The sequence below is a fragment of the Sorangium sp. So ce887 genome, assembly GCF_051521455.1.
Taxonomy (GTDB): Bacteria; Myxococcota_A; Polyangia; order Polyangiales; family Polyangiaceae; genus Sorangium.
In genome coordinates this window covers 5,605,001-5,617,325 of sequence record NZ_CP150354.1, presented here as the reverse complement: position 1 = coordinate 5,617,325, position 12,325 = coordinate 5,605,001, and the positions used below count along the sequence as shown (strand labels likewise).

The 12,325-nt window shown below is 72.9% G+C and carries 7 protein-coding genes and 1 rRNA gene (1 of these 8 only partly in view); 5 read left to right on the top strand and 3 right to left on the bottom strand.

The genetic code is table 11. The features are described 5' to 3' along the window. Position 1: 1 nt before the first annotated feature. The gene (locus tag WMF36_RS21005) at positions 2–1,309 is read left to right on the top strand and encodes an aspartate aminotransferase family protein (RefSeq protein ID WP_437581394.1); all 1,308 of its coding nucleotides are present in this window, start codon (positions 2–4) and stop codon (positions 1,307–1,309) included. Further along, positions 1,306–2,013, top strand: a complete 708-nt coding sequence (locus tag WMF36_RS21000) for an SDR family NAD(P)-dependent oxidoreductase (protein ID WP_437581393.1) — start codon at positions 1,306–1,308, stop codon at positions 2,011–2,013. Before WMF36_RS21005 ends, WMF36_RS21000 begins: the two co-directional genes overlap by 4 nt. Here WMF36_RS21000 and WMF36_RS20995 read toward each other — a convergent pair. Further along, positions 1,962–2,648: a DUF1349 domain-containing protein gene (locus WMF36_RS20995; RefSeq protein ID WP_437581392.1), complete on the bottom strand. Its 687-nt coding sequence runs from the start codon at positions 2,646–2,648 to the stop codon at positions 1,962–1,964. The two genes, WMF36_RS21000 and WMF36_RS20995, sit on opposite strands and share 52 nt — an antisense overlap. Positions 2,649–2,840: 192 nt before the next feature. Here WMF36_RS20995 and WMF36_RS20990 point away from each other — a divergent pair, with 192 nt between their 5' ends. Next, positions 2,841–3,215 carry a hypothetical protein gene (locus WMF36_RS20990; protein ID WP_437581391.1) on the top strand — a complete coding sequence of 125 codons (375 nt, stop codon included), beginning with the start codon at positions 2,841–2,843 and terminating at the stop codon, positions 3,213–3,215. A 403-nt stretch (positions 3,216–3,618) separates the two neighbouring features. Here WMF36_RS20990 and WMF36_RS20985 read toward each other — a convergent pair whose 3' ends face one another. Both WMF36_RS20985 and WMF36_RS20980 read right to left on the bottom strand, forming a co-directional pair. Further along, entirely contained in the window at positions 3,619–8,247 is a 4,629-nt protein-coding gene (locus WMF36_RS20985) for a HEAT repeat domain-containing protein (protein WP_437581390.1), read from the bottom strand. A 37-nt stretch (positions 8,248–8,284) separates the two neighbouring features. Then, positions 8,285–9,805: a hypothetical protein gene (locus WMF36_RS20980; protein ID WP_437581941.1), complete on the bottom strand. Its 1,521-nt coding sequence runs from the start codon at positions 9,803–9,805 to the stop codon at positions 8,285–8,287. 381 nt (positions 9,806–10,186) lie between these two features. Here WMF36_RS20980 and WMF36_RS20975 point away from each other — a divergent pair, with 381 nt between their 5' ends. Beyond that, a complete protein-coding gene (locus tag WMF36_RS20975; RefSeq protein ID WP_437581389.1) occupies positions 10,187–10,810 on the top strand; it encodes a hypothetical protein in 624 nt (207 codons plus the stop codon). Positions 10,811–11,839: 1,029 nt separating this feature from the next. Beyond that, positions 11,840–12,325: ribosomal RNA gene (locus WMF36_RS20970) — 16S ribosomal RNA — on the top strand; it runs 1,071 nt beyond the window's last position.

Sequence of the window (12,325 nt, the reverse complement as noted above, 5' to 3'; positions counted from 1 at the left end):
CGTGGACGCGTTCGACGACATCCTGCGCGACGGGTTCGACGACTACCGCGCCTTCGTGAACCCGCTCATCGCGCAGCGGGCGAAGCTCGCCCGCGAGCCCATCCGGGTCGTGCGCGCCGAGGGCGGCCTCCTCGTCGACAGCGAGGGCCTCGTCATCGAGGACTTCCACGGCACCCAGGCCTTCGGTCATCGCAACCCGGGCATCGCCCGCGCCGTGCGCGCCTTCCTCGACTCGGACGCGCCCTCCTGGTACCCGTCGCGCGTCAACCCGTTCGCCGGCCGCCTGGCGCGCCGCCTCTGCGAGCGCACGGGCCACTACGACAACGTCTTCTTCGGGTGCACGGGGAGCGACGCCGTCGAGGCGTCGCTCAAGCTCGCCCGCGCGCTCACCCGGAAGCCCGTCCTCGTCGGGCTGACCGGCGCCTACCACGGCTGTTCTTACGGGAGCGTCTCGTTCATGGGGGAGGGGTACCTCCGCGACCCGTTCGTGCCCCTGCTGCAGGGCGCCACGTCGATCCCGTTCGGCGACGTCGACGCGCTCGCCCGGGTGTTCGCCGGGGGTGACGTGGCGGCGGTGCTCGTGGAGCCGATCCAGGGCGAGGGCGGCGTGCGCGAGCTGCCGCCGCCGTTCGTCGAGGCGCTCTGCGACCTCACGGCGAGGCACGGCGCGCTGCTCATCGCCGACGAGGTGCAGACGGGCGTCGGCCGCACGGGGCGCGGCTTCCTCGCGACCGAGCGCTGGCCGCGCCGGCCGGACGTGGTGCTCCTGGCGAAGCAGCTCGGCGGCGGTCTCCTGCCGCTCTCGGCGATGCTGACGAGGCGCGACCTCTTCGTGCGCGCCTACGGCAGCCAGTTCGCCGCGGGCGAGAGCCACAACAACACCATGGGTTACAACGCCCTCTCCGCGGTCGCGGGGCTCGCCACGCTCGACCTGATCACGGACGAGCTCATCGCGTACGTCCGCGAGACGGGCGCGTACCTCCGCGAGCGGCTGGAGTCGGCGCTCCGGCCGAACCGGCTGTTCAGGGAGGTGCGCGGCGCGGGCCTGATGCTCGGCGTGCAGCTCGATCCGCCGGATCACCCCTGGCTCTCCTTCGAGCATTTCGGGTTCCCGGATCTCGCGCACCACTCGGTGGTGTCGCCGCTCGTGTGCCACCGCCTCTATCGCCGTGGCTTCTTCTGCTTCACCTGCGGGCACGACTGGACGATCTTCCGGCTCCAGCCTCGGTTTGACATCCCGCGCGACACGCTCGACACCTTCGTCGACGCCGCGGCCGAGGCGCTCGCGTACGTGGAGGGCCTGACATGAAGCACGCCGTCGTCTTCGGGGGCACGGGCGCCGTCGGCGCCGCGGTGCTGCGCGCGCTCGCCTCGCGCGGGGCGAGCGCCACGTTCACGTACTGCCGGAGCGAGGTCCGGGCGGCCGAGCTGTCGCGCGAGCTCGGCTTCCGCGCCGTCCGGCTCGATCTCACCGACGCCGCCGCGCTCCGCGAATTCGTCGGCCGGATGGGCGCGGACGAGCCGGTGCCTGCCGCGGCGATCCACTGCGCCGGGAGCCTCGACGCCACGCCGGGGCTCGAGCTGTCGGACGAGGCGTGGGACCGGGCCTATGCGTCGAACGCCCGCGCGGCCTTCCTGGTCGCCCGCGATGTCGGGGCGGTGATGGCGCGGGGCGGGGGCGGGGAGATCGTCCTCGTCGGCGGGCCCGATCGCGCGCAGTCGCTGCCGATCCCGGTCGCGTTCGCGGCGAGCCAGGGGATGATCGCGGCCACCGCCATGGCGTTCGCGAAGGAGCTCGGCCCGCGGCGGGTGCGGGTCAACATGGTGGCGCTGGGCCTGCTCGACGCCGGGCTATCGACGCGGCTCGACGAGGGCCTCCGCAAGGAGTACCTCGCGTTCTCGGCCCTGCGGCGCCTCGGCACGCCCGACGAGGCCGCGGCCGCGATCGCGTGGCTCGCCCTTCACAACACGTACGTGAGCGGCAAGGTCATCCCGGTCAACGGCGGCATCTGACCGGCGCGCGCCAGCGCTGCGTCGCTCTCCGCGTGTCCGCTGCGCAGGTCGCCGACCCGGCGCGGCGTGAAGCGGATGTCGTCGAAGACGGCGGTGCAGCCGTCGCCTGCCGGCGATTGGGCCGAGAAGCCGACGTCGAGCTCGGTTGCGCTGCCGAGCGAGAAGCTGCGGAGCACGTGCCAGATCGTCCCGTCGGTGGAGGCGTGGAACGCGCACACCCGCCCGAGCCGCGAGACGCGCAGCCAGACGTGGTCGGCGTCGACGTTGAAGGATCTGCGGCTGTCGGACAGGCCGCGGGTCACCACGGAGACGACCGTCGGCACGCGCTCCGGCGACAGCTCGAAGCAGAGCTTGGCCCACGCGCGCTCGTGCGCCCAGAGCAGCAGCACGCCGGCGTCGTGCGCCGCCGCGAAGCCCACGGTCACCCGCGCGCTGGCGAGGAAATCCCCCTGCGGCGTCCCGAGCAGGCGCGGCGCGTTCAGGACGCCGGTGGTGCGCTCCGGATCGAGGAACAGGTCGGTCTTGCCGCCCGCCGTGACGGTCAGGCTCGATGCCTTGCCGGCGCTCCAGCTCCTGGGCGGTACCTCCCAGCGAAGCGGCGTCGGCAACGGCGCCAGGTGCACAGGCTCACTCACCTTGGTTCCCTCCCCCCTGCATGGCGAGCATTGTACCGGAGTATGCTCCTGACCTGGCGTCGAATCGTTACTGTGTGTATGCAGGATCTCAGGTTGATGAGAATTACCGTCCTTTTGATATCCTGCTGTGTGGCTGTAAACCTGGCCGGCTGCTTGAGGGCGAAGCGCGGTCCCCCCGAGTTTTTGTTGGGGATGAGGCCCGTGCAGTCGGGTGGGAGCCCCGATCCCGAGCGGTCGGGTGGGAGCTCCTATGGTGACGCGGCGGCGGCGCTCGCCGCCGCGGCCGGGGCGGCTGTGGTGAACCGCGAGGTCTACGACACCTGCTACGCGATCTGTGAGATCGGGACGGCGTGCGACGCGGCGACGGGGTTGTGTGTGCGGCTGCCGTGTGGAGGGAAGTGCCCGGCAGATCGCCGCTGCAAGGTGGTCGAGGGCAAAGAGGCCTGCGTCCTCGGGGAGCCCGACCGCGGTGTTGTGCCTTTGCCGGCCGAGCCGGGGGGAGCGGCGGGCGAGACTGAGGGGCCGGGGGGAGCGGCAGGCCAGGTCGAAGGGGCGGGAGCGAACTGATGAGATGGGCGCGACGGCGCATCTCGTGCGGCTCCTGACAGGAGGGGAGAATTCAACGCAAAGGCGCAAATGCGCAAAGGCGCAAAAAAAGACCATTAGGGAGGGGCGTCCGACCTGGCAGATCGTTGATCGCGTGGTGTCTGTGTCACCGGCTGCTCACCGAAAGCGATGGCGCAGAGGTGCTCATGACAGGAATCAGGAATGAAGATGAGCCGCCAAGGAAACCAAAGAGAACGAGATGGCATGATGCTCATGCTGTGATTCTATCTCTCCTCTTTTTTTTGCGTCTTTGCGTCTTTGCGTCTTTGCGTCTTTGCGTCTTTGCGCCTTTGCGTTGAATTCTCTCTCTCTCTCTCTCTCTCTCTCTCGGCCGACCATCCTGCGGAGCAACCCTGTCCCCGCATCACAGCGTCCCGATTCGCCTCATCACCTCTGCGTAGACCTCCCGTCGATCCGGCCGCGCGTGCCCCAGCGCTTCCTTGAGGGCGGGGAGCGCCGGCGCGCCCACGTGCGCGAGCCCCTCGGCGGCCGCTCGGCGGACTGCCTTGTGCGGGTGCAGGAGCAGGCCCACGATCGCGGGGATCGCAGCCGGCCACGGCGCGAAGCTGAGGATGCGGATCGCCGAGCGGACCACGTCGGGCAGCGGATCCGAGAGGAGCCCGCACGTCGCGCGCAGGTAGGCGGCGCGGTCCACCGCGTCGCGCAGCAGCCGGTGCGCGTGGAGCCGCACCCGGGGACGCCGATCGCCGAGCAGCTCCACGAGCAGCGCCGCGAGCTCCTCGTCCGGCGCCCCGGCGAGCGCCGACAGCGCCCGGCGGGACTGCTCCGGATCCCCGGCGCGCGCGAGCCGCACCAGCTCCTGCCGCGCCGGGCCGCGGTCGCCCGCCGCACGCGCCCGCGGCTCCGGGCGCGCGCGCAGCGCCGCGAGCGCCCGCGCGTCTTCGTCCGCACCGCCGGGCGGCCGGAGCGGGCCGTCCACGAGGGAGATCCGCTCCGCCAGGTCGACCCGCCCCTCGGCGCGCAGGCGCTTCACGACGGCCTCGAGCTCCGGCGTGCGCAGCAGCTGCTCGCCCGCGACCAGGTCGAGGTAGCCCCACGCCCCCTGCCGGACGCGTTCGACGATCCGCGCCGCCCGCACGTCGGGAGCGATGCGGCGGAGCGCCTGGGCCGCCGCCGCGCGCGTCTCCGGCGCGCCCGTCTCCCACCACCCGAGCAGCAGCGGGAACAGGCGCTCGACCGCCGACCGATCGAGCAGGGCCGCGAGACGCGCCGCGCGCTCCCGGCGCAGCTCGTCGCCGGTGTCGCCCCGGAGCTCCTCCTCCGTGACATCGAGCAGCGAGCCCGCCACACGCGGCAGGCTCCGCCCATCCAGGCCCTCGACGTTGCCGCGCAGGTGAGCGCGCAGCACGGCCGCGCGGACGTCCTCCTCCGGCCACGAGAGCAGCGCGGTGGCCGCCGCGCGCCGCTCGGCCGGCGCGGGCGCGTCCAGCATCGACAGCAGGCGCCCGCGGAGCGCGGCCGAGCGCGGCTGGTCGAGATCGGACGGCCGCGGCGCCCGCGCGCCGCCGCTCCGCGCCGCCGCCTGCTCGGCGAGGGTCCACGGCGGCGCGCCGATCGGCTGCAGCGACTCCATCCAGTCCAGGAGGAGCGCCCGCGCCGGCTCGGCCGCGGACGGGAACACCTCGATCAGCGCGGCCAGCTGCGCCCGCGAGCCGACCCCGCCGCGCGGCCCCTCCGCCCGGAGCGCCGCGAGCTCCCTCGGCTCCTGCGCCGCGGCCCGGAGCGCCGCCTGCCACGCGGCCGCGCCCTCGGGATCCGCGCCCTCGCCCGCCTCCGCCGGCGCGCCGAACGCCTCGCGCAGGATCGCCGCCTCCGCCGTCCAGGGATCGGCGGCCACGCGCGCCATGGCGAGCGCCTGCTCGACGTCGGTGCGCCCGAGGATCGCCCCGCACCGCCGCAGCACCTCGAGCGGCGACCGGCGCGCCCCGGGCGCCTGTGCGAGCCCGCGCACCCGCGCCGCCACGCCCAGCGCCTCGGCCGCCGGGAGCTCCGGCGCCGCCGCCTCGAGCAGCGAAAGGAGCCCGTCGCGCAGATCGGCCGCCGCCGCCGCGGCCCCGTCGAGCAGCACCGTGACCTGCCTCGCGAACGCGCGCGCCTCGCCGGGCGACCACGGGGCAGGGGAGGCGCGGACGAGCAGCCGGAGCGCCGCGTCGCGCAGCGCCGGCTCGGCCGCCGCGAGGCGGAGCCACTCCGGCGCGAGCTGCCGCAGGGCCGCGAGCCCGTCCTGCGGCAGCGCCGCCTGCCGCTCGAGCAGCCGCCGCGCCGTCGCGTCGTCCCAGCCGCCGCGGGCCAGCGCGGCCGCGAGCGCCGCCGCGGCGAGCGCCTCCCCCGCGCCCGGCGGCGCCGGTGCGCCCGCGGATCCCGGCTCGCGCCGGTGCGGGTCGTGCGCCTCGATGTCCGCGGCGAGCTCGGCGGCGGTCCCGGAAGCGAGCGCGATCTCCCCGGCCATCGCCCGCTCCAGCAGCCGCGCCGCCGCGGCCGATCCCTGCCGGATCCCGCTCCGGATCGCCTGCGCCGACAGCGCGCGGCCCACCGCGTCGAGCAGCCGATCGCGCGCGCGCTCGTCCTCCGCGGCCTCGGCGGCGGCGAGGAGCGTCGCCTCGCAGGCCGGCCCGACGATCGCCCGCAGCGCGGCCTCGAGCGCGGCGCGCAGCCCCGGGTTGTCGTGGCGGCCGAGCCAGAAGACGAGCCGCGGCACGGCCTCCGGCCCGCCCGCCCGCGACAGCGCCTCGGCCGCCGTCTTCTTGATGCTCATGCTCGGGTGATCGAGGCACGCGGCGATCGCGGGGCAGGCCCAGCGCGCCTCCATGGCGCCGAGCGCGCGCAGCGCCTGCCGCGCCGTCTGCACGTCGCCGGCGCCCGTGAGGAGCGTCAGGGTGGCCGAGAGCGCCTCGGCGCCGCCCTGGGCGAGCAGCGCGATCACGCGCTTGCGCACGTGCGGGTCGCGGTGGCGGAGGAGGCGCGGGACGCGCGGGCGCGCGTGCCGCCACGGCGCCGAGCGCAGCAGGTCCACGAGGAGGGCGCGCTCGCCCGCGGACAGGCCGGGCCGGTCGAGCAGGTCGAGGGTCAGGCTCGCGAGCAGCGCGTCGCCGGCCTCGCGCTCGCTCGCGGCGTCGAGCAGGCACACGGGCCGGATCTTCCGGCGCCGGTGGAGCCGCCGGCCAAGGCCGCGGATCGCCTCCGCGACCTCCGCCGGCACCGCCGGCTCCGCGGGCCGCTGGGGGCCCTGGTCGATCGCGGGCTCGAGCCGCTCGGCCGGCCCGCCGGGAGCCCACGCGGCCGCGAGATCCGCCGCGATCCGGAGCAGCAGATCGGCGATCGCCGGGAGCGCGCGCGCATCGCCGGCGCGCGCGAGCGCCTGCAGCGCATCCGCGGGCGTGTACCGCTCCACCGCATGCTGGAGCACCGCGAGCTCCGCCGGCTCGGCCCCGCCGAGATCGGCGGCGAGCTCGACCGGCAGATCGCGGGGGTTCAGGCGGGCGAGGAGCGCGCGACGGTCCCCGGGCTCCTCCGTCAGATGCCACAGCAGCGTCACGGCACGATACCGTTGGTGACGGAGATTCAGGGCGATCGACGATGGCGCGATGGTCGCGCCTGCGCCGTCGAGGCCGAGGGCGGTGCGGAGCGCGTCCGCGGTGCGCTGGCCGCCGATCGCGGCGAGCGCGTCCAGGGCCTCGGCGGGCGCGCGCGGCAGCGCGGCGAGCACGTCGTCCTCTGCGGCCGCGTGGCGAAGGGCGCCGATCGCGCGCAGCAAGGGCGCGGGCGAGGCGGCCTCGCGGAGCTTCTCGGCGAGCATGTCCCCGAGGGGGAGGTCTGTCGCGCCCTGCTCCGCCATGGCGACGGCGATCGCGGCCCGGCGCGTCCAGCGCGCGTCGCTGGCTGGCGCTGCGGCGAGCGCCTCGAAGAGCGCGCGCCGGCAGGTGAACGTGATCGCCGCGACGTCGCCGGCGGGGAGGGTTGGATCGGCGAGGGCGAGCTCGAGGATCGCCGCCGCGTGTTCCGGGGCAGGGAAGTGGCCGCGCCGGTGCAGCGCGCGCAGGCAGGCGATCGCGCTCGGGCCGAGCAGCAGCGGATCGCGCGCGGCGAGCTCGAGGATCGCGCCGACGTCCTCGCGGGTCGCGCGCTCGCCCAGGAGCGCGAGCGCCCGCTGCCGGAGCCGCGGCGGCGCGTCCTCGCGCGCGACGACCTCGCGGAGCGGCGCGCCCTCGCCGTGGCGCGCCGCGGCCTCCAGCGCCGCCGCGGCCACCTCGGGATCGCCGCGCAGGAGCTGCTCGAGGCGCGCGCCCGGGAGCGGCGCGCCGGCGAGGACCGCCCACGGCTCGGCGAGCTCGCGCAGCGCGGCGGCGGCGACCGCGGGCGCCGTCGCGAAGGCGAGCGCGCCGAGGACCGCGCGCGCCTGCGCCGGCGCGAGCAGCGCCGCGTGGAGGCAGCGCCGGGTCAGATCGAGCGCTGCGGCCTGGAGGACCGGGTCGCGGCGCGCCGCGAGCTCCGGGAGGAGCGCCTCGGGCGCGGGGATCTCGGCCGGGTCGAGGGCGTGGAGCGCCTGGTAGACGAGCTCGCCGGCGGGCTCGTCGCGGAGGACCTCGGGCCGCGTGAGGATCTCGGTCCGCAGCCAGGCGACGCGGACGGGCGCGGGGAGCGCGGCCTCGCGCCACGCCGGCAGCCGCTGCTCCGGGAGGAACGGCCAGAGCTCGCGGTAGAGCCCGGCGAGGAGCCGCGCTTCCTCGGGCGTCCCGTCCCCGTCGATCGCGCGCGGTAGAATCGCCGCGAGCGCCCGCCGCGCGCCCGCGCTGCGACGGGCGGCGGCCTGCGCGATCCGCGAGAGCCCCAGGTAACGCACGCGCGCCTCGCCGTGCCGCACGAGCTGGCGGAGCACCTCGTCGGTGCAGCGCGCCTCGTCGAGGTGCTCGTCGAGCCACCGCACATCTCCGCGGCGCAGCGGCGCCGCGAGCGCCTCGTCCAGGTGCATCATCGGGCGGTCATCGTAGACCAGCCCGCGCGCCGCCCGCTCACCGTCTCCGCGACAGATCGAGCAGCGCCCTCGCGCGCGAGTACGCGATGTACGGGTTGTCTCCGGAGCCGCCCAGATCGTCGCCGTCCTCGCCCGCGCCCTGCGGCCTCACCGGAATCCAGAGATAGTCCGGGTGCATCGCCTTGCCGTTCACGCCGTTGACGAGGGCGGGGTTCCTGATCCACTCGCCGCCGAGCACCGTCAGCCGGTCATCGAGCTCGAGCACGTAGTGGAGCTCCGAGCTGAGGATCGGGACGCTGCGGAGCGCGGGCGGCTGGAGGAGCTCCGCGGGGCTCACCTCGTCCGAGATCATCCCGTAGCGCGCCCCGACGCGGACGAAGCGCCTCGCGTTCGGGTTGAACCGGTAATTATAGCAATCGGCCCCCTGGTACCCGCCGCTACAGACGAGCCGCGCCGCCTCCTGCGCGCTCACCTCTGCCATCGAGTCGATGTTGAACGACGTGACCGGGTAGCTCCACACCTCGCGGTGCCATGTGTAGTCGACAACGAACGAGCGCCGCCCGTGCCCGCTCGACGCGGAGCTGATCGAGCTCGCGCCCAGCCCGAGCAGGCCGGTCATGGCCACGTGCATCGTCCCCGGGTTCAGATCGCGGCACGCGGCGTCGACCGGCCTGCCGTAGACGTCGCGCTGGACGAGGTCCTCCCGCGTCTCGCAGCGCCGCCCCGACACGGTGGCGGAGTCGTTGTGATAGACCTCGGTCATCAGCGCCTCGATGTCCGCCGTGCGGAACAGGATGCACCCCCGCTCGACCGACGCGCACTCGGTCAGCGTGGTGCCGGAGAGCTTCACGCGGATGTCGCGCAGCGGTGGACCGCCGCCCTCGGCGACGACGTAGGCCGCCCAGCCGTTGCAGTGTCCCCACCAGTATTCCGGGGTCACGCCCTGGTACAGGCCGTGGTGTCGCAGCTCCCAGTACGTCGTTGGCCCCACCACCCGCGTCGCCCGTGGAGCGCGCGGCGCCGCGCGCGTCCCCTCGGGCAGGCCCGTCTCATCGGCGCCGGCGCCCGCGGGCGCCTCGAGCGACCGGGCCTGTCCTGCGTAGAACAGGAGATCGTACTTCTCCGCCGGCGAGACGTTGTCCGGATCGGACGTCAGATCGCCGTAGTCCTTGACCACGGAGTTCCAGCGGTCCGCGATGCCGTTCCTGTTCTGGGGCCACCACTGCGAGGCGAAGGGGCCCGTGGACTGGCCTTGCAGCAGGCTCGAGTTCAGCGACGTGTAGGTTCCCCGGAGCTCCGGGTGCAGGCTCGTGGGGAGGTTCGCGGCGTCCATGGGCTCGCGCGTACCGGTCAGGGGGATGAGGAGCGTGTGCGAGCCGCCGAGGATCTGCCCGGTCTCAGGCGAGAACCCGAGCACGTACGGGATCGAGCCGCCCTCGATGAAGCGCGTCTCTTTCGGCCTCGCGCCGGTCTGGAGAGCGGCCGCGCCCTCGCGCCGCGGCTCTTGCTGATCCGAGTCCATGCAGCCCAGCGCGAGAACCGCTGAGCTCACCGCCATCGCTCCGATGCGCATAGTCATGGCTGCTTCCCCCTGACGCCTACCTTGTGCCACCCGCGTCGCCGATGTCTGCAGAGGTCAGGCCAGCTGGGAGGTGGATGCATCGCGCAATCGATGCACGCGCGCGCAGCCGAGCTGCAATGAAGGTCTCGTTAGTCCTTTGCGTTCTCCTTTGCGCTCACGTGCATGCGCTCCGGACGGCCGCGCGTGAGCAAGGCCGCGCCGCGCGCGCGGGCGCTTCGGACGGGCGGCGGCCCTTGATGCCGACCAGGGAAAAAGAGGGTCGCTGCTGGCGGCGAGGTCGACCGTCCCTGCGGCTGTCGTCCGGCTGTGGCGTCAAGCTTCCTGGGCGAGCGAGGCGCCGAGCGCTATACACCCGATATGGAGCGTGTCTCCGTGACGTTGCCAGTCGGGGTGATCGAGGGCTCTGAGTACGAGCTCATCGAGATATCCTCGGACCAGGTGGACAGAGAGATGCTCCTCGCCGGTCCGTCGAGCGGGATCCCGGAGGCGCTCCAGGGTCTCTTCTGGATGGATGGGAACCCGCTCCCCGACGAGGTGATATCGCTCGGCGGGTCGACCTGGGATGCCGGGACCAGCACGACGCGGATCCATGTCTACGGCGAGAGGATCTGGAGCTGGCACGCCAATCTCCGGGGTCGCGGGCTCTACGCGCTGGTGCGCGCGGCGCGTCTCGTCTACGAGCTCCGGCTCAACGCGGACCTGACCTTCGGCGCGATTGTCCCGTTCGTCTGCCTGGCCGGGCGGCGCGTCCGCATCCCGGAGCCGCTGGCGAGGTTCACGATGCGCCGGGTGAGCGATGGCCACTGGCTGCGCGAGAGCAGGTTCTTCGGCCTCTTCCATCACGTCTATGATCTGCGGCGGATCGTCCGCGGCGATGGATCGAGGACGGATGCGTTCGCCGCGTACGCGACCTTGGCTCCGGCCCGGTCGGCCCTCGCGGTACGACGCTGCACCGTGACGACGCGCAGCGCCCCGGCGTGACGCACCGGACACATCAGCCGACTCACGAGTCCGCTCGCCCGCCGCCTCCGCGAACAGCTCGCCCGCCACAAGTCCCGCCGCCACAGTCCCGATCGATGCCAGACATACCGGGCCGCTCGGTCGGCGGTGCTCGCGGCCCTTCTCGCGGCGGTTGACACCCTCGTGGGAGGTCAATAGCGTGGTCCTGCGAATCGGCGGAACCGGCGATCCGGGCAGTGCGTGCGCTGCGACGCTGGCTCGCTCGGTCGACCGTCCTCGAAGGAGACGGTTGACAGCGCCGCGGAAAGCCGGTAGACGGCTCGTCGCGAATAGGCGGAAAAGCCGGGCAGCGAAGACGCTGCAACTCCGGACCGCCCGGCGGGTAGACGGGTTGACCTTCTCGAAGGAAAAGGTTGACGGGTTCGAGGCAGGCCGTTAGAAAGCCCGCCCCGAACTGGTGGCCCGGAGAGTCGGGCAGCGGAGACGCTGCAACTCTGGACCGCCCGCCCGGTTGGTTGGTAGACGAGTTGACCTTCTCGAAAGAAAAGGTTGACAGGTTCGAGGCAGGCCGTTAGAAAGCCCGCCCCGAACTGGTGGCCCGGAGAGTCGGGCAGCGGAGGCGCTGCAACTCTGGACCGCCCGGTTGGTTGGTAGACGGGTTGACCTTCTCGAAAGAAAAGGTTGACAGATTCGAGACGGGCCGCTAAAAAGCCCGCCCCGAACGACGGAGCCGGAGGGTCGGCAAGCACAGGCTTGTGTCTCTCTGGTCCGGTCGAGGCCGGACATCATCCGAGCTGAACGACGCGACGGCGTGACCCGAGAGGGTAGCGTCTGCGCGAAGCGGCTCCTCGGAAGGCCGGCACGGATTGCAGATGGTCGAGGCGAGCTGGCTCGTGCAAGCGAGCAGATCTCTCCTCCTCGGTCCTTGAAAACTGGGTTGTATGCCTACGAAGTGACGTGGGTCCCAAAGGCGAGCGCAAGCTCGACCTCGCACGTCATAACTGACGAGCAAATCAGGCGGTCTTAGCCACCGTCTGATGTAACAGGATTTAACTGGAGAGTTTGATCCTGGCTCAGAACGAACGTTAGCGGCGCGCTTAACACATGCAAGTCGAGCGAGAAAGGGCTTCGGCCCCGGTAAAGCGGCGCACGGGTGAGTAACACGTAGGTAATCTGCCCCCAGGTGGTGGATAACGTTCCGAAAGGAGCGCTAATACAGCATGAGACCACGTCTTCGAAAGAGGATGGGGTCAAAGCCGGCCTCTTCATGAAAGCTGGCGCCAGGGGATGAGCCTGCGGCCCATCAGCTAGTTGGTAGGGTAATGGCCTACCAAGGCGTAGACGGGTAGCTGGTCTGAGAGGATGATCAGCCACACTGGAACTGAGACACGGTCCAGACTCCTACGGGAGGCAGCAGTGGGGAATCTTGCGCAATGGGCGAAAGCCTGACGCAGCGACGCCGCGTGAGTGATGAAGGCCTTCGGGTTGTAAAGCTCTGTGGAGAGGGACGAATAAGGGTTGGCTAACATCCAGCTC